Origin of the sequence: Candidatus Methylobacter favarea, from assembly GCF_902806695.1 — a bacterium.
GTDB classification, from domain to species: domain Bacteria; phylum Pseudomonadota; class Gammaproteobacteria; order Methylococcales; family Methylomonadaceae; genus Methylobacter_B; species Methylobacter_B favarea.
The window spans coordinates 168,933-189,871 of the sequence record NZ_CADCXN010000001.1; the positions used below are offsets into that span (position 1 = coordinate 168,933).

Below are 20,939 nucleotides of genomic sequence, written 5' to 3' on the forward strand. Positions count from 1 at the left end.
ATGCAAACCGTCTTGTTAAAAACTTTGCAACTGCTATGCACATTAGCCTCCGGACCAGGCAGCAAGAAAAAGCTTTTTATTCTGATCTACCATCAGGTTTTGGAGCAACCCGACTTTATGCGCCCCTGGGAAATTGATAAAACAGTATTCAGTTGGCAGATGGCGTTAATCGCGAGATATTTTAACGTATTGCCATTGCATGAAGCCCTCGAAAAAATGGCTAACGGTACATTGCCGCCCAGAGCGGTTTGCATCACCTTTGATGACGGTTACGCCAATAATTATACCCATGCATTGCCAATTTTACTGGCCAATAAGTTAACCGCCACTTTTTTTATTGCTTCCGGTTATCTGGATGGCGGCAGGATGTGGAATGATACGGTGATTGAAAGCATTCGTACCTTGCCAGGCCCCCGCCTTGATCTGACAGCAATCGGCCTGGGAAGTTACGATATCAGCAATCCCGTTAAAAAAGCCCAGGTAGCGGTAGATATCCTCCCCAGAATAAAACATCTGCAACCGGCGGCTCGCGCCCAGTATGCCGGCTATCTTGCTTCTTTGGCTAAAAAAATGCCTGATGACCTGATGTTAACTTCCAGTCAGGTAATGAAGCTTTATGTAAGCGGTATGGAAATTGGCGGGCATACCGTTACCCATCCAATTTTAGCGTTATTAGCACCGGATGAGGTAAGGCAAGAGGTGGCCGATAATAAAACAACGCTGGAGCAATTGTTGAATACTAAAATTCGCTATTTCGCCTATCCTAATGGCAAGCCTGGCCAGGATTATTCGCCAGATCAGGTTCGTATCATTAAGGAGTGCGGCTATCAGGCAGCGCTCTCAACCCGGCCGGGAGTATCCGCCAAAGGGAATGACCGCTGGCAATTAGCAAGATTTACACCCTGGGATTCCAGTCCGGCCCGGTTTATGTTACGTATAGCCAGGATGTATTATTTTAACAGGCTTTAATATGCCTCCGTTGATCCTGGTTTTACTGCTGGATTTATTATCAATCCGGCACTACCTACCGGGTCAGCGAATCTGGCGAAATAAAGAATAACTGACTGAATGCCACACATCCATAATAACGTGGAATATACTTTATTTTTGCAGATCAAAGCTTGCGTAACAGGACTAACGAATTATGCCGACATTATTCCATCATTTATATTCTGAGCCTGCCCGGCAATGTGGAAATTCTCCAGCCATAGTGCATAAAAAAAACGCATGGACTTATCGGCAGCTTGATCAGTTTGTGCAGCAGCAGGCGCAGGCTCTGCAAGGGATTCATTTAAAACCGCAACAACGGGTTGCTGTTTACCTGCCCAAGCAAATTGAAACCGTCACCAGCTTTTTATCGATTTCCAGGGCCGGCGGCGTTTTTGTGCCGGTCAATCCGGTTTTAAAAGCCGCCCAGGTTGGCTATATTCTGATCGATTGCAATGTACAAATTTTAATTACCTCCAAAAGCCGTTTACAAAGTCTGGCTCCTGCTCTTGAAAACTGCTCGGATCTTCATACGATTATTCTGGTTGAAAACGATTTTGTCCCGGAAGAATTCAATATTCCCCAAACTATTTTAAGCTGGCAGAACTTTATTTCCTCTGCCATTCATAAGCCAGTAAAGTTATTAACCATAGATACGGATATGGCCGCCATTCTGTATACCTCGGGCAGTACCGGCAAACCTAAAGGCGTTGTGTTGTCGCATCGGAATATTGTTGCCGGGGCAAAAAGCGTTAGCGAATATTTAACTATTTCCTCAGCAGACCGCCTTTTGGCAGTGCTGCCATTCAGTTTTGACTATGGCTTAAATCAGTTAACGACTTCGCTGCTTAAAGGCGCCTGCTGTGTTTTACTGGATTACCTGTTGCCGCGCGATGTCATTAATGCTCTCACTGCGGAAAACATTACCGGGCTCGCGGCTGTGCCGCCTCTTTGGGCGCAGCTTGCCAACCTGGACTGGCCTGAAACTATTAACACGCATTTGCGCTACATGACGAATTCAGGCGGGAAAATGCCTAAATCCGTGCTGACTGCGATACGGGGCAAAGTGCCTGACTGTCAATTTTTCCTGATGTATGGCTTGACAGAAGCGTTCCGTTCAACCTACTTGCCCCCGGAACAAATTGATGAGAGGCCTGATTCGATGGGCAAAGCGATACCTAACGCCGAAATTCTGGTCGTTCGGGAAGATGGATCGCCCTGCGCCGCGCACGAGCCTGGCGAATTGGTGCACCGGGGTTCTTTGGTGGCAATGGGTTACTGGAACGATCCGGCCAAAACCGCTGAACGTTTCAAGCCGGCTCCGGGGCAGTTAACAGAATTGCCTCTGACAGAAATTGCGGTCTGGTCAGGCGATACCGTGACGATGGATGAAGCAGGTTATTTGTATTTTGTCGGGCGCAAGGACGACATGATTAAAACATCCGGTTATCGCGTCAGTCCTACGGAAATCGAAGAAGTCATTTATGTATCGGGCATGGCCAAGGAGGCCGCTGCGATCGGTATTGAGCATGAAGAGTTGGGGCAGGCGATTCTCGTTGTGGTCAGCGTGGAAGACAGTGACAAGTTTAATGAACAGGCTTTGGTCAATTTATGCAAAGCGCAATTGCCTAATTTCATGGTGCCGGCAAAAATCGAGGTTTTAACCGTTTTACCCAAAAATCCGAACGGAAAAATAGATCGTAAAGCGCTTGCCCAACAATTTGCCGCTATTTTCCAACGCGTACCATGATAAAAACAGTTCCGCAGCACCCGCCCATGACGCAGTTTCCCGTCAAGGGTAATAATCTGACCGTCGGCGGTATTGAACTGACCCGATTAGCGGCTCGTGTGGGGAAGACACCGTTTTATGCCTATGACCGCCAGTTAATTACCGATCGTATAACTGAATTGCGCCGGCAAATGCCTGACGAATTAAAAATTCACTATGCGATGAAAGCCAATCCAATGCCCGCGGTCGTGCAGCATATGGCCGCCCTGGTTGACGGCTTTGATCTTGCTTCAGCAGGAGAAATGAAAGTTGCCCTTGACACGCCTATGTCAGCAGAAAATATCAGCATGGCAGGTCCTGGAAAGCGCCCCCAAGAATTAATGCAAGCCGTCGCAGCGGGCGTTACCATCAACATAGAATCTTTTCATGAACTGGAAACCATTGCATCTGTGTCCGGACAAAGCGGTATTCAAGCGCAAGTAGCTGTTCGTATTAATCCTGCTTTTGAACTCAAGGCTTCCGGCATGAAAATGGGCGGCGGCCCCAAACAGTTCGGCATTGATGAAGAATTGCTGCCTGAGGCATTAACACGCATCAACGAATTGAATCTGGACTTTAAAGGCTTTCACATCTACAGCGGCTCACAAAACCTTAAAGCTGAAGCCATTATTGAAGCCCAGCAAAAAAGCATTGATTTAGCCATCAAGCTGTCTGACTATCACCCGGCGCCGATTAAAAAACTCAATATTGGCGGCGGTTACGGCATTCCTTATTTTCCTGGAGAAACCCCATTGGATACGCGCCAAGTTGGCGATGCATTGGCAAAAGCCATGGCCAAATTCAAGGCAGTCAATCCGCAAGCCGAAGTAATCATTGAATTGGGGCGCTATTTAGTCGGCGAAGCAGGCATTTATGTCTGCCAGGTGCTGGACAAAAAAATTTCGCGAGGACAAATTTTCCTGATGGTCAACGGCGGATTGCACCACCATCTTGCTGCATCCGGCAACTTCGGACAGGTCATCCGGAAAAACTATCCGGTTGCCATAGGAAATAAAATGAATAAGCCGGAAAAAGAAACAGTCAATATAGTAGGGCCGCTCTGTACGCCACTGGATATTCTCGCCGATAAAATGGATCTGCCGGCCGCAGAGATTGGGGATTTGGTGGTTATTTATCAATCCGGCGCTTATGGCTATACTGCCAGCCCCCATCAATTTTTAAGCCAGCCGGAAGCTGAGCAGGTATTGGTTTAACTTGCGGGCGTAAAACAGACTAAAGCCTTTCGGAAATAGAAATATGAATGAAGATTATTGTCTTAAAACCGTGTGGCGAAAAAGCCTGAAATTACCGCTTTTGTCTGAACAATAAGGATTTATGAAAACTCCAAAAAGTCTGGAGCCGCTGGTGCGCGACGGGCTCGTCGATGAAGTTATCCGGCCTTTAAAGAGCGGCAAGGAGGCCGCTGTTTATGTGGTTCTGTCTGAAGGTGAGATTCGCTGCGCCAAAGTGTATAAAAATGCTGCGCAACGCGGTTTTCACAAGCAGGCCCAATATCAGGAAGGACGCAAGGTGCGAAATAGCCGCCAGGCTCGCGCGATGGAAAAGCATAGCCGTTACGGCCGCAAACAGCAGGAAGAAGTCTGGCAAAATGCCGAGGTGGATGCGTTATACCGTCTTGCAGCAGCTGGCGTACGAGTTCCGCAGCCTTATAACTTTGTCGAAGGCGTATTGCTCATGGAATTAATTACGGACGAACAGGGCAGCGCTGCGCCGCGGCTTAACGATCTTGAATTAAGCAGTGAAGAAGCGCTGGAATATCATGGCTTTCTAATTAAGCAGGTAGTCGCCATGCTCTGCACAGGACTCATCCATGGAGATCTTTCAGAATATAATATCCTGATTGACGCCCATGGGCCGGTTATCATTGATCTGCCGCAGGCGGTTGATGCGGCGGCTAATAATAATGCCGGTAGAATGCTGGAACGGGATGTCGATAATCTGGCTGCCTACTTTGGCCGTTTTGCTCCCGAGCTGCTGACTACCAGTTATGGCAAGGAGATCTGGAAAATCTACGAAAGCGGCAATCTTCATCCTGACCTTAAACTGAGCGGCCATTTTAAGAACAGCAATAAAATAGCCGACGTGAACAGCATTATGCGGGAAATAAACGATGCGCGGGAAGAAGCGCTAAGGCGCCGTTACGAACAGGAAGATTAAGGTCCCAGTAGAGGCCATTTACAGTATACATATCCAATCCATCGCTATTAATGGCCTTATCAAAGCGGCCTGATATAAATTTTAAATATTACTGTTGATCCAGCGAATAATATCCGCCTCTCTCATGGCGCCGGCTTGACGAACAATTTCACGGCCCCCTTTAAATACAATCAGCGTAGGAATGCTGCGAATATTAAACTGGGCGGCAATGCCCTGTTCCTGTTCCGTATCAAGCTTGGCAAGACGTACCCGCGGTTCAAGTTTGGCCGCTGCCTGGGCATAAGCCGGCGCCATCATTTTGCAAGGCCCGCACCAGGGCGCCCAGAAATCAACCACGACAGGAATATCATTTCGGGAAAGGTGGCGCTGGAATGTTTTTCCCGTTAACTCCAGCGGATGCCCATTAAATAATATCTCCTTGCATTTGCCGCAATGGGGTTGCTGCGCCAATCGCTCGGATGGAATGCGATTTACAGCCTGACAATGGCCACAAACAATATGCACTGAATTCATCTGCTGGTGTTCTCGTTTGAAGTTGATTTATGGAAAGGGATATCCCGGCTACAATTTAGCCAAATTTACCGATTTCATATAGCCGCGCCATGTTATTAGCGCCTCGCCTTGTCTTGATTATCTTATTGCTATTTAATTGCAAATATAATCCCTTTTCCATTTTCCGGATAAACAATTTCAAAACTTTTCAGACTATTGGGAGCCTAAGCAAATCCCATCTGAATAAACGCAGCAGAAATCACTTTATCGGATTTAAGATACTAAAGTTAAATCTCACTAAATATTCATCCTGCCGGTTCAGAAGGCAAGCACATTCCATGCCTATTTATCTAAGGCTATAAGCTTATGTACGTCACCGTACGGACAGCCAGTGACCCTGCCTTTAAATTTATGTCTAATGGAGTTAATTGAAGATTTTAAATTAAATAAAGTCCAAACACCCAGGGTTATGTAATAACTTTTATATTTCTGGCTTATTCCAAAGGAAAATTTTATGGATTTGCGGGATTTTGTCTACCACAACTGATATTTAGGAGAACACCATGCAGCCGATAATTGTTTTTTCTCATCTCCGCTGGAATTTTGTCTTTCAGCGCCCTCAGCATTTACTTACCCGTCTGGCCGCCGATCATCGGATTTTTTTTATTGAAGAACCTGTAGAAAGTAATGCATCCAGCGCTTTTATGGAAATCAATTACCCGGCTCCCAATATCAGCGTATATCGTCCCCATACCCCGGTCAGCACTCCTGGTTTCAATGATGATCAGCTAACTTATCTATATCCGCTCATTAATAAGCTGGTAAAGAATGAGCAGCTTGATGATTATGTGGTCTGGTTCTATACCCCTATGGCGCTGCCATTGGTTCAAAGGCTTTCTCCAAAAGCTATTATCTATGATTGCATGGATGAACTATCAATGTTTCATAATGCGCCACGTCAATTAGTCCAGCGGGAAACTGCGCTTATAAAATGCGCTGATCTGGTTTTTACAGGCGGTCCCAGTCTTTATGCCGCTAAAAAAGATCGGCATCCCGATGTACATTGTTTTTCCAGCAGTGTGGATGCCGAGCACTTTGCCAAAGCGCTGGACCGCTCCATTGAAGCGCCCGAGCAAGACCATCTGCCGGGTTATCGAGTGGGGTACTTTGGGGTCATTGATGAACGGCTTGACCTGGGCTTGATTGACAGTCTGGCGCGCCGGCATCCTGAGTGGCAGATTATTATGGTGGGGCCTGTGGTAAAAATTAATCCTGATCAATTACCCCGCCTGGCAAATATCCATTATTTTGGTCAGAAATCGTATGATGAACTGCCGGGCTTCCTGGCCGGCTGGGATATTTGTCTTTTGCCATTTGCTCGTAATAATGCAACCCGCTTTATCAGCCCGACAAAAACCCTGGAATATATGGCCGCGGAAAAGCCCATAGTCAGCACTCCCATTACCGATGTAGCCGAACTGTATAGTGATATTGTCTATCTTGGCGACACCCATGATGAATTTATCGAGGCCTGTGAGACGGCATTTAAAGCCAGCGCAGCGGAAAAAACGCGTCGCATCAGGGAAATGCGCAAAGTATTGTCAAAAACTTCCTGGGATAGCACAGCTGCAGCCATCAAAGCCTTGATTGCCGATGCCGTACAGCGCAATATCAGCAAAGGAGAAGTTCCGGTTTCTGAACGCTGGACTCTCTCGCAAGGCCAACAGCCTCCCGCCAGCATACAGATAGGTAAAGCGGACAGCGTGGCTTTGAACCAATTGCCAAATGTAATAATCGGCGCCGGTCCGACCGGATTATCGGCCGCCTATCATCTGGGCCCGAATTCTCTATTGCTGGAGCAAAACAGTACCGTAGGCGGATGGTGCCGCTCCATTAATGATAAGGGTTTTACCTTCGACTACGCGGGCCATATCATGTTTTCCAATGATGACTATGTGCAAGCGCTTTATCATAAACTTTTAGGCGATAATATCCATTGGCAGAACCGCGAAGCCTGGGTATACAGTAAAAATGTCTATACGCGCTATCCGTTTCAAGGAGCGCTCTATGGCTTGCCGCCAAAAGTAATCAAAGAATGTATAGTAGGCGCTATCGAGGCCCGTTTTGGCGATTTAAAAGCCAGTCCTGCTGCCGCGCCTGCAAAAGCAATATCCAGCAATACTACGGCTTGTAAATCTGATTCCGCAATAACGGATTGTTGCGCCGACGGCATGAGCGAAGCTACCGCGCCGCTGGGCGTAGTGGTTCCGTTTGGCGCGAAAGCTGCCGAGCCGCGCAATTTTGAGGAATTCATCTACCAGGTTTGGGGGGCAGGCATAGCCAGGCACTTTGCCATTCCTTATAATCGGAAAATATGGGCAGTGCCCCTGAATGAAATGGAAACTTCCTGGCTGGGGGGCCGCGTGCCGCTACCCGACCTGGAGGATATGATTGAGGGCGCCCTGTCTCCGGTTCCCAAGCCGATGGGCCCCAATGCGCGCTTTGGCTATCCCTTGAAAGGCGGGTTTCAGGCGCTGATGGACGGCTTTCTGCCGCATTTGGAAGGTAAGCTGGAATTCAATGCCAGCGTCATGAACGTTTCTCCCAAGCGGCGCCTGTTGACTCTGGCTGATGGCCGCCATATAAAATACAAGACGTTGATATCGACAATGCCGTTGCCAAAGCTGGTTGAACTGATCGGGGATGAAGCACCACGCCAGGTACAAAAAGCCGCCAAAAGCTTGCGCCATACCTCAGTCCGGTGCGTTAATATTGGCGTTGGCCGCGAAAAATTTACCGATAAGCACTGGATTTATTATCCGGAAGATTCCGTATTCCACCGTATCTTTGTCCAGGGCAACGCCAGTCCTTATTGTAATCCGCCCGGCGGTTTCGGTTTTACTTGCGAAATAAGTTATTCTCCCCTGAAGCCGTTGCCGTGTGAAGGGGAAGAACTGATACGTCTTTGCATTAACGACGCCATTAAAGTCGGTTTTATCAATCGGGATGATGAAATCATCACGACCAGCGAAGTCGATATGCCCTATGCTTATGTGGTTTATGATCATGCGCGGGCGAAAAATGTTGAAACTATCCGTTCTTGGCTGCTGCAAAGCGATATTATTCTTTCCGGACGCTACAGTGAATGGGAATACTATAATTCCGATCATGCTTTTCTTGCCGGCAAAAAAGCAGCGGAAACGGTGCGTAAAACCGAACAGAAATTCAGAACAAGCAGGCTTTCTGCTTCAGCAGAAGTAAAAGGAAGTCAACAGGTGAATTTATAGATTTTCAGATAATTGATACGGCGGCCAATAGAAGCCGCCGTATGCCACCTGTTTTTTTAATTATTGAACCGGCACAATTCAGTCTTTTCCTCTGGATTCAGAAGTGACTTGAGTTCATGTCTGACCATGTTAGAGAAGAAAACCGACTAATGCGACTTTTTAGGAGAGTCGGTAGAGAATACGCGTGATGCCGGCGAGGCAAGTGGCGTCTCGTATCAGATAATGAAGCAAGCTTGCCGGCTCTAAAGCGATACTCCTTTTTTCCGGGAGGAAGAGCGGGTTAACAAACTGGAAACACTGCCGCGGCCTGCAACTCCGTAATTGTTTTTAAGACCGCAAATCAGTTGCGCTACGCTATCGACACTGGCTGACAATGAAAACTGTCGCTCTACGCGTTGCCGTGCAGCTTGTCCCATGCTGTCTTTTAACTCGGGCGTGGCTAACAGGGTGATTGCAAAATGCGCAAGGGCTTCAATATCTCCAGTCTTGGCGAGAAAGCCGCTCATTGCGCTTTCAATAATCTCTGCTACGCCGCCGACATCCATAGCCACAATCGGTATGCCTGACGCCATTGCTTCAAGCACCACAAGCGGCATGCCCTCGCTGCGTGAGGAGGAGACAAGGATATCGAACTCTGGATAAATATTCTGCATATCTTCCAATATTCCCGTCATATGAATACAGTCCTCCAGGTTAGACTGGCTTATTATTTGCCTGATTTCATCCTCCATTGGGCCCTCACCCACCATCAGAAAATGAGTATCCGGTAAAGTCTTATGTATTAACTCTGCCGCGCGAGCAAACCGGTCGGGGCCTTTTTCCACAGCCAGACGCCCAACAAATCCCACCAGCAGCGCCGTTTCCGGAATATTGTGTAGAGCACGGAATTCAGCGTTCCGTGGGCGCGGAGAAAATATTTTAGTATCGACGCCGTTAGCAATCAGGCTCAAGCGTTCAGCGGGGATTCCTATGGTCAGTGCCTGCATATAGGCAGACTGGCTGACTACAGTAAGGTGAGTGCCCGTTAATTGGCTTATTTCAACCTCAATCGAAGGTACAAACATGCCATGCACGGTAGCCATTCCCGGCACTTGGCTGAGCTGACTGCAAAGCCCGGCTAATACATGCGCGTTAGGAAGATGGGCATGCACCACATCAATGGCTTTGAAATTAATCAATTGCGTAGTAAATTGAATAGATTGCCATAATGGATCTTCATGAATTGGAGTAATAAATACCTCGCAACCGGCCTCTCTTAGCTGTCTGGTAAAACGGCTTTCGTAGGGACAAATACAAATCACGGTAAAATGACTGCGCGGCAATCCTGAAATCAGACGCAAAACGTACATTTCCATACCGCCGATAATTCCGTTACCTATGATTTCAAGGACGCGAATCGGGCGTTCTGAAATAATTTCTTTCGTTGTGGCATGCATTTTCATCTCCCCTGACTGGCCTGAAGTCCGAGCCATGCGGCGGCAGTGCCGCCCATGATGCGCTCGCGATCATTTTTGCTGACGTTAAGTTGATCAAACAGTGCTTTCATTTCCGTAATTTTCTCGCTGATATGGTCGCCGCTGCAGGGTAAAAAGCGATCGCTGCCGAACTGCAATAACCCAGGCCCCAAAACAGCGAGCGCTTTTTCAAGTACCTCAAGCCGGTAGATCGGCGGCGCTCCAAAAGATAAGTCGAAGCGAAATTGACACGCATCAGGCGGTATTCCGTTTATAAGATCGATCAATCCCATGGCAATAGCCTCATCGCACCATGGCCAGCCTAGATGGGCCAGCGTTACTTTCAAACCCGGATGATCACGCACAGCTTCAAAAAACGTGGGCCGGCAAAATCGCCCTGAACGGCCGTCTATAAAGATTCCGCTGTGAAACAGTATCGGAATATCCAGCATTCGGGCCCGCTCGTATAATCGATGAGCGCAGTCATCGTAAGGATTCCAGCCCGTGGGCACTGTCTTTAAACCCTGCAGGCCCAAATCGCTGATTGCCTGTTCAAGATCATCGGCGGCATTGGCCAAGGCCGGATTTATCACTGCCAGTCCGATAAGTCGATCCTGATGGCCGGCAATCAAAGCGGCCAGATAAGCATTAGCATCATGCAGTGATTCAGCATTGTGAATAGAATAGGGGGAGTTAAGAAAAGGCGCCAGCAATACGGCGACATCAATGCCTGCATCATCAAGACTATGCAATACATCGGCCGTTTTTTCAGAACCCGAGCAATGTAGATGAGCATCAATAATCATTGGACTACGCTTGGTAAGGATAAATCTGATAATCAGCAGACGCAAAGCGCTTCTTCAGGCGTCTTATAGCCATGATCCCGCCTGATAACTGCCGATCCTGATTATTTTATTGACGCAGCTGCCGAGTATTCGCCCTCCAATTAGCTCGCCTGTAAAATTAATTATTGCGTACTCCATTGCCCTGCCAAAGCTTGACTTTCAATTTTCCCATTTAGCAAACAATCTTTCCAAATTGCTGCCGTGACTCTATATTCTTAAATAGCTACAGGTAATAAAAATAAAACAAATAGAAAAGCAGGTCAGTACGGTAGCGCACATAAAAAGAACTGATTATCTTCTGTCAGCGACTTTAAAATAGCCACAGCTGTCCTGCTCAAAGACAGGCCCTAATAAAGAAGGCTACAAGAACATTTATTTGCCGAAACCGGTTTCCATGCAGCTGTGCATTATATAAAGCAGGAGCGAAAAGACTACCAGGCCGGTCCTGGCCTGAGGCTTCGATCTTTGCAGACCGGCAGTTTAATTCGATGCATTTACCCCGAACCCATTTGATATCGTGTAGGATCAGGAATTCCAGCGTGCGCAAAACCGCTTTTTCTTAGCCGGCAGGCGTCACAGCCGCCACAGGCTCTGCCCTTTTCATCGGCCGCATAGCAGGAAACGGTGCGTTTATACTCCACACCTAATTCAACGCCCCGCTTGATGATTTCCGCCTTGCTTAAAGCAATCAATGGCGTGTGTATAAGGAAGCGCTCACCTTCTACACCCGCTTTAGTGGCAAGATTCGCTAATTGCTGAAACGCTCTGATAAATTCCGGTCTGCAGTCCGGATATCCGGAATAATCAACGGCGTTCACGCCAATAAAAATGTCGCGCAGATTTAGAACTTCCGCCCACCCCAAGGCACAGGCCAGGAAGATCGTGTTTCTTGCCGGCACATAAGTTACCGGTATGCCTTCTTGAGGTGTTTCAGGCACTGCAATGTGCGTATCGGTCAAAGCAGAACCGCCAATCGAGCCCAGACCGAGCTTGATAATTTTATGATCTTCGACCTGATAATCTGAAGCTATTTGTGTTGCCGCGATAAGCTCGGCATTATGTCTCTGGCCGTAATCAAAGCTTAATGCATAACAGAGAAATCCCTGCTTTTTGGCTATAGCAAGTACAGTGATTGAATCTAGGCCGCCTGACAAAAGGACGATGGCTTTTTTTTGCATGCTGTTTTACTTACCTTGAGCATTATCCCAAAGTATTTTGTGCAGTTGAATCTGGAAACGGACAGGTAATCTGTCGTGAAGAATTTTGTCTGCAAGCTGTGCGGGATCCTGCTGCCCCATCACAGGAGAAAACAGTACCTGGCAACGGCTCGGTAGATCGTATTCGGTCAAAGCGGTTTTTGACCATTCATAATCTTCATCATTGCCTATGACGAACTTAACCTGATCCGCCGGGACAAGATACTCTATGTTTTTATAGAGATTTTTGCTGGATTCACCTGAACTTGGGGTTTTAATATCCATCACTTTGACGACGCGCGAATCAACAGGAGACACATCGATTGCGCCGCTGGTTTCAAGTGCAACAAAATAGCCTTTATCGAGCAACTTTATCATTAACTCAAGGCAACACCGCTGCGCCAGAGGCTCGCCGCCGGTTACGGTAATATACCGGGTGCTGTATTGTTCAACCTCGGCGATGATTTCATCGATTTCCATTTTTTTACCGCCGCTAAAAGCATAGGCTGTATCACAATAAACGCATCGTAATGGACAACCGGTAAGGCGTATAAATGCCGTGGGCAGGCCGACAGTATTGGACTCACCCTGCAAGGAGTAAAAGATTTCTGTTATGCGCAGCAAACTCACGCTCAGGGTTTAAGATCATCGATTAAAAGTAATTTTCTTGATGCCAGATGCGCTGCCGATGAGCCGGGAAATTCCACCGTAACGCGAGTCAAGTATTCTTTGGCTCTTGCCCAGTTTTTTAAGTCATACTCAATATATCCCAGTTTTAATAATGCATCCGGTACTTTTGCGCTGCCGGGATAATTTTCAACGACTTTTGTGAAGGCGCTGCGCGCAGAATCAATATTCTGATTTACTCTATACGCTTCGCCCAACCAGTATTGAGCGTTATTTGCATACTGACCAGCCGGATATTTAACCAACAGAGCATTGAACTCTGTTATAGACTGATTGGTATGCCCATTTCTCAGCGCATCATAAGCCTGTTGATATGCCTGCTTTTCACTCTCGGTAGCTTGCGCAGCCTCCGGTTCCGCTGGCGGTGCTGCCTGCTTATTCGCCGGAGCGGGCGCCGGAACCGCAACAGGGACGGGAACTGTTACCTGCTTTTTGATTTCTTTGGCCTCGGTCTCTGCCGGCTGTACTTGCTCTTGCGGAGCTCCGGCCACGGGCTGATCAGTACCGTTTTTGCTTTCTATAACTTGAAGCCGCTCATCAAAATCAGAGTACATGGTATTTTGGCGCTTTTTTAATTCGCTAATCTGGTAGGCCTGCTCTTCCACCTTACCGGTAAGCTGCTGCATTTCAGCCTGCAATTGCTCCAGGCGGCCCATGATTTCATATAGCGTATTGGCCGATGGCGCAGGCGATCTGGCCGGCCTGGCGGTGCCGGCAGGATATACTGAAGTGTCAACCACGGGCGGTAACGGCAAGGGCTCTGCACAGGCCGTGCTGCAGGCGCATAACACCATGAAAAAGCGCGCTTTCATTTATTTATATACCATTTCAACGCGGCGATTCAGTTCCCATGAGGATTCATCGTGCCCAAACGACGCAGGCTTTTCTTCGCCATAACTAACAATTTCCAGCTGACCGTCGGAAACGCCTTGAACTTTCATCATACTGGCCACTGATTTGGCCCGTTGCTCGCCCAATGCAATATTGTATTCGCGAGAACCCCGCTCATCGCCATGGCCTTCAAGCACCATGCGATAGCCCGGGTTGGCAGCGAGGTATTGGGAGTGAGCAGTAATGACCGGAACAAAATCCTGCTGAACCTGACTGCTATCCAGCATGAAGTAAATGGTCTGTTTTGACAGCGGATTATTTGGATCACTGAATTCCTGACCCGTGCCTGCTCCACTGCGTCCTGAACCATTCATTTCCGAACCGGATAAGCCTGAACCATCATTTACTCCACCGGTCGAGGCATCATTGATGCCGCCTTGAGCATTCTGGGTTCCATCCGTGAGACTTGCATCCTTTTCCTCTGTTTCGCTGCAAGCCGTCAAGAGTGTTAGACTTATGGCCAAAGCCCATACTGTTTTATTCAATTTCATCTTTAATCCCAAAAATAGTTAAACATTTATAAAAATACGTTTACTGCCCACAGCATCAGGGTGACCATGCCGGCTCGCGAACTTCACGGCTATCAAAAACTAATTTCTGCTGCATTTTACCATCGATTGATACGGCCGATAAGAAGCCCGTGTTACCTTTTTGTGAGGCGTATAAAATCATACTGCCATTCGGTGCAAAACTTGGGGACTCATCTGAAGGGCCTGCCGTCAATGCATTAATTGACCGGGTCGCTATATCCATAACGGCGATACGGTAATCACCGCCGTTGCCGTGCACCATCGCTATGTTTTTACCGTCCGGCGAAAAACTGGCGCGGGCATTATAATCTCCGCTAAAAGTGAGCCTTTTCTCAAGGCCGCCCTGACTGGGCATGCTATATAATTGCGGCTTGCCGCCCCGGTCCGAGGTGAAAACAATAGCGCTGCCGTCAGGTGACCAGGCGGGTTCGGTATCAATTGCATAACTTTTGGTGAGCTTGACTAATGAACGCGTAATCAGATTCAACACATAAATATCGGGGCTTCCGTCTTTAGACAAGGTTAAAGCCAGCTTTGCGCCATCGGGCGACCACGCAGGCGCACCATTAATACCGGGGAAATCTGCAACTTTTACTCTTTCGCCTGTGGCCAGGGTCTGGACGTAAATCGCCGGTGATTTTCTCTCAAAGGAGACATAAGCCATTTTTCTGCCATCAGGCGACCAGGCCGGCGACATCAAGGGTTCAACTGATGTCGCTATGGTTTGCGGGTTAAACCCGTCTGCATCTGCAACCTGCAGTTTATGGGTGCTCCGTTTGCCTTGCCCAGTACTGGTGATATAGGCAATCCGGCCGCTGAAAACGCCTTTGGTGCCGGTCAGTTTTTCAAAAATAAGATCGCTGATATGGTGAGCCGTACGGCGAAGCTCGGCAGGCGATGAGGTCATCCTGTAGCCCATTAGCTGCTCGCCTTTATAAACATCAAACAACTGAAACTGAATATTATATTGCCCGCGGTCTTCACTTACCTGGCCGATAACCAGATAATTCTGCCCTACGGCCTGCCAGTCTTTAAAGTTAACGGCCTGGGCACTGCCGGGTTTAGCCGGCATGCTCTGTTCATCCAGCGTTCTAAAATAACCGCTCCGTCCCAGGTCGGAATTAACAATGGCGCTAATAGCAACCGGAGCGCCTGCAGGACTCTGCAAGGCAAACGGTACTATGGCGATCGGCACTGCGCTTTCAATGCCTTCCGTGATTTCAATCGTCATTTCTGCATGACTTAGGGATGTATTAAAAGCAAGCAAACCCATTAATAACATTTTTCTAAAAAAACTCACATTCGTACCTCTGCAACATATTCAAAAACTGGCTGATACTCGATACCCGGATTTCTTGCAAAAAATCGGCATCCGGCTTAACTTCTGATAAAAGCTATAAAGGCATCCTTATTATTTATTTCGGCTCAAACACAAACTGAAAGGATCTGAATTCTTTTGCAAACAGATTTTTATCTTTAGGCACTGGCAGCGGCGACGCTTTATTTACAGCATTTTCCGCCGATCGGTCAAAAATATCATCCCCGCTGCTGGAAATGACCGAGGCATCGATTACTGTCCCATCCGACATAAGCCGGACCCTGATTGTGCATTTCAAGCCTGTCTTGTCAGTGGGACGAATCCAGCTGCGGTTTACTTTTTGCTTGATGTCTTTCTTTGCTTTTTCTGCTTCGGCCTGTGCCGCCGCTGCTTTTGCGTTGGCAATTTCTGCTTGTTTAGCTTTGGCCGCGGCTTCATCGGCTTGTGCTTTTACTCGTGCCGCTTCGGCGCCGGCCTTGACTTTTGCCGCTTTCTCAGCCTCGGCTTTGGACTTGGCCGCTGCTTCGGCTTCCGCTTTTGACTTGGCTATTTCGGCTTGCTTGGCCTTGGCTTCCGCTTCGGCTTTTTTCCTCGCTTCGGCCTTCTCTGCCTCGGCTTTCTTTTTCGCTGCTTCAGCTTTAACTTTTGCTGCCTTCTCGGCCTCGGCTTTGGCTTTCTCAGCTTCCCGCTGCTTTGCTTCAGCTTGAGCTTTTTCTACTTGTTTTGCTTTTGCAGAGGCTTCGACTTTTTTCCGGGCTTCTGCCTTTTCAGCTTCAGCTTTTATTTTAGCGTCCTCAGCCGCTTCAACCTTAGCCTTGGTTTTTTCTATTTCTGCTTGTTTAGCTTTGGCTGCGGCTTCATCGGCTTGTGCTTTTACTCGTGCCGCTTCGGCGCCGGCCTTGACTTTTGCCGCTTTCTCAGCCTCGGCTTTGGACTTGGCCGCTGCTTCGGCTTCCGCTTTTGACTTGGCTATTTCGGCTTGCCTGGCCTTGGCTGCTGCCTCCGCTTTCGCAGCCTCAGCCTTCTTTTTTTCGGCCTCCGCCGCTTCGTCCTGCTTGGCTTTGGCTATTTCAGCTTGCTTGGCCTTGGCTTCCGCTTCGGCTTTTTTCCTCGCTTCGGCCTTCTCTGCCTCGGCTTTGGCTTTCTGAGCTTCTATCCGCTTTGCTTCGGCTTGGGCTTTTTCTGCTTCAGCCTGATGTAGTGCTTGTTCAGCTTTAAGATCGGCTTCTGCTTGTTGTTTACGTTGTTCTTCAGCCAAACGCTGATCCGGTCTTGCCGGTTCCGGCTTTACTGCTTCGGGTTCAGGTTCAGCCTGCTTCCCGGTTTCATCGACGATAGTCGCATTAATAATTTCCTGAGCAGATTTTGACTCTTCTTCCGTATACTTGAACAGGGATCCTAGCGCGAACAACGCTAAAATCGTAATATGCAAAGCCAGGGCCAGAATAAACGGCCATGAAAATCGCTTTTTTTGACTATCCATCTGAATTATTGGTCGCCGGACCGGGTGATTAATCCTATGCTGGGCACGCCGGCGTTTTTCAGTCCCGCCATCACGGTAACTACGGTGCCATATTCGATGCCCTTGTCTGCTTCAATCAGAACCTGTGTTTCCGGTTTATTGGCCAATACAGCCGCCACTCGATCATCGATCTCTTCAGGCTGTATTTGCTGCTGATCCTGATCGCCAACAATAATATAATATTGGCCTTCCTTCTTGATTGAAACCACCACGGGAGGCTCGTCTTTCTGTTCCACCGTTGCCGATTCAGCTTGCGGCAAATCCACTTTCACGCCGGTTTGCAGCAATGGCGTAGTAATCATGAATATAATCAATAATACCAGGGTGACATCAATGTAGGGTACTACATTGATGTCACCCATGGGTTTTCTGCGCCGGTTTTTCCTGATCATTTGCTGTGCGCCTGCCTTTGCAACAATACCACAAACTCTTCTACGAACAATTCATAGCGGCCGGTCAGCCTGTCCAGACGGGTAGAGAACCTGTTATAGGAGACCACTGCCGGTATTGCCGCAAACAAGCCAATAGCTGTTGCAATCAGGGCTTCTGCAATACCGGGCGCCACTTGCGCCAGCGTAGCCTGTTTAACGTTGCCCAGAGAAATGAAGGAATTCATAATCCCCCAAACCGTACCGAACAATCCGACATAGGGACTGGTTGAACCGACCGTGGCAAGAAAGGCCAAATGCTCATCCAGGCGTTCCAGTTCGCGCGATAACTCAATGCGCATAACGCGCTGCGCACTTTCCACCTGCACGCCAGGTTCAACATTGCCCGCTTGCCGCATCCTTGAAAATTCCTTGTAGCCGGCAAGAAATATTTTTTCTATTCCTTCCGGCTCAAAATCCTTGGTAGTGAGCTTTCTGTACAGATCAGCCAATGCCGCACCGGACCAAAACTGTTCTTCAAATTCGTCAGTAATTTCGATCGCGCGGTTAAGTTCCTTGCGTTTGGAAAAAATGAACGTCCATGATGCCACCGAAGTTGTCAACAGCAACAGCATGACGAATTGAACCACAAAACTCGCTTCTTTTATTAAGTGGAAAATCGATAAATCAGTATTCATTTGTTAACAACTCTAGTAAATTCTCAGGGATTGCTTTAGGACGCATGGTTTGCGCATCCAGACAGGCAATTCGATTTACACTCTTACATAAAACATCGTCACCTCGGGTAATGAGTTGCTCAAAAACAAGACTGACTTTTTTAGCTACAGTCACTTCCGCGCTGGCCTGTAGCAGATCATTGAAGCGGGCAGGGTTCAAATAATCAACCTGCACAGAGCGCACGACAAAAATAATGCCTTCCGCAGCAGCCAGCTCATCCTGTTCAAAACCGAGTGACCTGAGCATTTCTGTTCTGGCCCGTTCGAAAAACTTGAGATAGTTGGCGTAAAACACCACACCGCCCGCATCAGTGTCTTCGTAATAAACACGGATCGGCCAGATAAATTTTTTAATTTTCAATTAAAAGTAGCAGGTTAATCGTGCAGCTGCAAATATCGGCTCAGGCAACGCCAACCCAGCCTAAAGAATTATTCGCTACGCAAAAGGGTTATAAATGGCTACAAATGAATATAAATTTTGTTTTTCTTCATGAAATTTTTTTGGCTATTGAATAACATGAGTTAATCAAATAAATCCCCGGACGCACCCAATTGACTGGGCGGCTGCAAGCCAAAATGCAGATAGGCATTCGGAGTCACCACACGGCCGCGCGGCGTTCGCATAATAAAACCCTGTTGCAACAGATAGGGTTCCAGCACATCTTCAATAGTGCCGCGCTCTTCACTGATTGCCGCAGCCAATGTATCAAGACCTACCGGTCCGCCGGCAAAATTTTCAATCATGGTCAAAAGCAGCTTGCGGTCGAGGGCGTCAAAACCGTTATTATCCACTCTCAACATGTCCAGAGCCTGAACGGATATCGCTTCAGTCACTATGCCATTGCCTTTTACTTCAGCATAATCGCGTACTCTGCGCAGCAATCTATTGGCAATTCGGGGCGTGCCGCGGGAGCGGCGGGCGATTTCATAGGCACCCTGCTGTTCGATTTGAATAGCCAATACTTTTGCTGAACGAATGACAATACTGGCGAGTTCATCGATAGTATAAAACTCCAGCCGTTGAACAATGCCAAAGCGGTCCCGCAAGGGGGAAGTCAGCAATCCGGCGCGCGTCGTGGCGCCAACCAGCGTAAACGGCGGTAAATCCAGTTTGATTGAACGGGCCGCTGGGCCTTCCCCGATCATAAGATCAAGCTGGTAATCTTCCATGGCCGGATACAGGATTTCTTCAACCTGAGGACTCAAGCGGTGAATTTCATCAATAAACAGCACATCATGAGTCTCAAGGTTGGTCAGCAGCGCAGCCAGATCACCCGCTTTTTCGAGTACCGGCCCTGAAGTCTGGCGAATATTAACACTCATTTCCGCCGCTATGATATTGGCCAGTGTTGTTTTACCCAAACCCGGAGGACCAAAAATCAGGATATGATCCAAAGCTTCCCTGCGTGCTGTTGCCGCCTGAATAAAAATTTCCATTTGCACGCGCAATTCTTTTTGCCCGATATACTCCGCCAGGCGCTTCGGCCGGATGGCCCGATTCTGGCGTTCTTCATCCACCTGGCTGTGAGCGGATATCATGCGGTCACCTTCAATCATTTTCCCGCACCCTGCAACGCCAGCCTGATAATGTCTTCACAGGTTCTGTCTTCCGCGCTTATGTTTTGCACCATCCGGCCGGCGTCGAGCGGCTTGTAACCCAAGGAACACAAGGCGCTGAGGGCTTCCTGTTTGGGATTATTGACGGGAGAAACGGAACTTGCATTGCCGGGGCTCGTCATTGCTGAACCCTCCAAATCCGGCAATCTGTCGCGCATTTCAATAATCAGGCGCTCGGCCGTTTTTTTACCTACGCCGGGCAATCGCACCAGGGCCTGCATATCATTATCATAAATACAGCGATAAAACTCTTCCGCACTCTGTCCGGATAAAATAGTTAACGCCAGTTTTGGCCCTACGCCATTAATTCTAATCAGGGATCTGAACATTGAACGGTCTGATTCCGTGGAAAACCCGAATAAAATATGCGCATCCTCGCGCACCACCAGATGCGTGTGTAAGGTTATCTCTGCCCCTACGGCCGGCAGGTTATAAAAAGTAGTCATCGGCGCTTCGACTTCATAGCCGACGCCCTGCACATCGAGCAACAATACCGGCGGCGCTTTATGCACCAGTTTGCCGCGTAAAAAACCTATCACCTGAATACTCCCTGCTGCAAGCGCAGTGCGGTTTGCTGATAATGGGCATGACAAACGCAGAGCCCCAAAGCATCGCTGGCATCGATCTGCAGCTCACCCTGTATGCATAACAGAATTTTCACCATGTGCTGAACCTGGAGTTTATCAGCGCCGCCCTTCCCTACCACAGCCTGTTTGACCTGCCGGGCCGCGTATTCAAATACCGGCAAGCCGGCTGTGTGAACCGCACAAATGGCCGCGCCTCTCGCCTGTCCGAGTTTAAGCGCCGAGTCTGCATTTTTATGCATAAAGACCTGTTCTATGGCCATTTGTTCAGGCTGATATAACTCGACAACTTCCAGTAAACTATCAAAGATCTGTTTGAGCCGGTCTGGAAAATAAGCGGCCTTGACCCGGATACTGCCGCTGGCTACGTATTTATAGCCTCCCGGCAATTCTTCTATTATTCCGTAACCCGTCAATCTTGAACCGGGGTCTATCCCTAAGATTCGCATCAGTTATTAATAAATGGTAGGAACTCTGT

At 48.3% G+C, this 20,939-nt stretch carries 21 protein-coding genes; 6 read left to right on the forward strand and 15 right to left on the reverse strand.

Annotated features, from left to right (window positions below; translation table 11 throughout):
* From HUX64_RS00745 to HUX64_RS00760, 4 genes are all read left to right on the forward strand, one after another.
* Nucleotides 1–969: a polysaccharide deacetylase family protein gene (locus HUX64_RS00745; RefSeq protein ID WP_174624333.1), complete on the forward strand. Its 969-nt coding sequence runs from the start codon at nt 1–3 to the stop codon at nt 967–969.
* Nucleotides 970–1,144: 175 nt separating this feature from the next.
* Nucleotides 1,145–2,737, forward strand: coding sequence for an acyl-CoA ligase (AMP-forming), exosortase A system-associated (locus HUX64_RS00750; RefSeq protein ID WP_174624334.1), 1,593 nt, complete (start codon nt 1,145–1,147; stop codon nt 2,735–2,737).
* Nucleotides 2,734–3,969, forward strand: a complete 1,236-nt coding sequence (locus tag HUX64_RS00755) for a pyridoxal-dependent decarboxylase, exosortase A system-associated (RefSeq protein ID WP_174624335.1) — start codon at nt 2,734–2,736, stop codon at nt 3,967–3,969. The genes HUX64_RS00750 and HUX64_RS00755 overlap by 4 nt, the downstream gene beginning before the upstream one ends.
* A 121-nt stretch (nt 3,970–4,090) precedes the next feature.
* Nucleotides 4,091–4,933 (forward strand): PA4780 family RIO1-like protein kinase, encoded by an 843-nt coding sequence (locus HUX64_RS00760; RefSeq protein ID WP_174624336.1) that lies wholly within the window; start codon nt 4,091–4,093, stop codon nt 4,931–4,933.
* A gap of 81 nt (nt 4,934–5,014) precedes the next feature.
* On the opposite strand, the gene trxC is transcribed toward HUX64_RS00760, so the two are convergent.
* Nucleotides 5,015–5,446, reverse strand: a complete 432-nt coding sequence (trxC, locus tag HUX64_RS00765) for a thioredoxin TrxC (protein WP_174624337.1) — start codon at nt 5,444–5,446, stop codon at nt 5,015–5,017.
* 542 nt (nt 5,447–5,988) lie between these two features.
* Between trxC and HUX64_RS00770 the strand changes: the two genes are divergently transcribed.
* Nucleotides 5,989–8,712 carry an NAD(P)-binding protein gene (locus tag HUX64_RS00770; RefSeq protein ID WP_174624338.1) on the forward strand — a complete coding sequence of 908 codons (2,724 nt, stop codon included), beginning with the start codon at nt 5,989–5,991 and terminating at the stop codon, nt 8,710–8,712.
* A gap of 242 nt (nt 8,713–8,954) precedes the next feature.
* Here HUX64_RS00770 and HUX64_RS00775 read toward each other — a convergent pair whose 3' ends face one another.
* The 11 genes from HUX64_RS00775 to ybgC form a co-directional block, all read right to left on the reverse strand.
* Complete coding sequence (locus HUX64_RS00775; RefSeq protein WP_174624339.1) at nt 8,955–10,148, reverse strand: glycosyltransferase; 1,194 nt, start codon at nt 10,146–10,148, stop codon at nt 8,955–8,957.
* 2 nt (nt 10,149–10,150) lie between these two features.
* Entirely contained in the window at nt 10,151–11,017 is an 867-nt protein-coding gene (locus HUX64_RS00780) for an amidohydrolase family protein (RefSeq protein WP_217426371.1), read from the reverse strand.
* A gap of 488 nt (nt 11,018–11,505) precedes the next feature.
* Nucleotides 11,506–12,189, reverse strand: coding sequence for a 7-cyano-7-deazaguanine synthase QueC (gene queC, locus HUX64_RS00785; protein ID WP_174624341.1), 684 nt, complete (start codon nt 12,187–12,189; stop codon nt 11,506–11,508).
* Nucleotides 12,190–12,195: 6 nt separating this feature from the next.
* Nucleotides 12,196–12,837, reverse strand: coding sequence for a 7-carboxy-7-deazaguanine synthase QueE (gene queE, locus HUX64_RS00790; protein ID WP_174624342.1), 642 nt, complete (start codon nt 12,835–12,837; stop codon nt 12,196–12,198).
* Nucleotides 12,838–12,839: 2 nt separating this feature from the next.
* Nucleotides 12,840–13,706: a tol-pal system protein YbgF gene (gene ybgF / locus HUX64_RS00795; protein ID WP_174624343.1), complete on the reverse strand. Its 867-nt coding sequence runs from the start codon at nt 13,704–13,706 to the stop codon at nt 12,840–12,842.
* Nucleotides 13,707–14,276, reverse strand: a complete 570-nt coding sequence (gene pal, locus HUX64_RS00800; protein WP_174624344.1) for a peptidoglycan-associated lipoprotein Pal — start codon at nt 14,274–14,276, stop codon at nt 13,707–13,709. It lies immediately after the preceding gene.
* 55 nt (nt 14,277–14,331) lie between these two features.
* Nucleotides 14,332–15,597 (reverse strand): Tol-Pal system beta propeller repeat protein TolB, encoded by a 1,266-nt coding sequence (gene tolB / locus HUX64_RS00805; protein ID WP_174624384.1) that lies wholly within the window; start codon nt 15,595–15,597, stop codon nt 14,332–14,334.
* Between the two features lie 133 nt (nt 15,598–15,730).
* A complete protein-coding gene (gene tolA, locus HUX64_RS00810) occupies nt 15,731–17,116 on the reverse strand; it encodes a cell envelope integrity protein TolA (RefSeq protein ID WP_174624345.1) in 1,386 nt (461 codons plus the stop codon).
* A gap of 5 nt (nt 17,117–17,121) precedes the next feature.
* Nucleotides 17,122–17,547, reverse strand: a complete 426-nt coding sequence (tolR, locus tag HUX64_RS00815) for a protein TolR (protein WP_174624346.1) — start codon at nt 17,545–17,547, stop codon at nt 17,122–17,124.
* On the reverse strand, nt 17,544–18,221 hold the full coding sequence (tolQ, locus tag HUX64_RS00820; protein ID WP_174624347.1) for a protein TolQ: 678 nt from the start codon (nt 18,219–18,221) through the stop codon (nt 17,544–17,546). Before tolQ ends, tolR begins: the two co-directional genes overlap by 4 nt.
* Nucleotides 18,211–18,615: a tol-pal system-associated acyl-CoA thioesterase gene (gene ybgC, locus HUX64_RS00825; protein WP_174624385.1), complete on the reverse strand. Its 405-nt coding sequence runs from the start codon at nt 18,613–18,615 to the stop codon at nt 18,211–18,213. Before ybgC ends, tolQ begins: the two co-directional genes overlap by 11 nt.
* A 26-nt stretch (nt 18,616–18,641) precedes the next feature.
* Here ybgC and HUX64_RS20050 point away from each other — a divergent pair, with 26 nt between their 5' ends.
* Nucleotides 18,642–18,776, forward strand: coding sequence for a hypothetical protein (locus HUX64_RS20050; protein WP_281355240.1), 135 nt, complete (start codon nt 18,642–18,644; stop codon nt 18,774–18,776).
* A gap of 6 nt (nt 18,777–18,782) precedes the next feature.
* Here the strand turns inward: HUX64_RS20050 and ruvB are convergent, their stop codons facing one another.
* Genes ruvB through ruvC form a run of 3 tightly spaced genes read right to left on the reverse strand, consistent with a single transcriptional unit; the run spans nt 18,783 to nt 20,913 of the window.
* Nucleotides 18,783–19,814, reverse strand: coding sequence for a Holliday junction branch migration DNA helicase RuvB (gene ruvB, locus HUX64_RS00830; RefSeq protein ID WP_217426373.1), 1,032 nt, complete (start codon nt 19,812–19,814; stop codon nt 18,783–18,785).
* Nucleotides 19,814–20,416 (reverse strand): Holliday junction branch migration protein RuvA, encoded by a 603-nt coding sequence (gene ruvA, locus HUX64_RS00835; RefSeq protein WP_174624349.1) that lies wholly within the window; start codon nt 20,414–20,416, stop codon nt 19,814–19,816. Before ruvA ends, ruvB begins: the two co-directional genes overlap by 1 nt.
* Nucleotides 20,413–20,913, reverse strand: coding sequence for a crossover junction endodeoxyribonuclease RuvC (ruvC, locus tag HUX64_RS00840; protein WP_174624386.1), 501 nt, complete (start codon nt 20,911–20,913; stop codon nt 20,413–20,415). Before ruvC ends, ruvA begins: the two co-directional genes overlap by 4 nt.
* Nucleotides 20,914–20,939 lie beyond the last annotated feature (26 nt).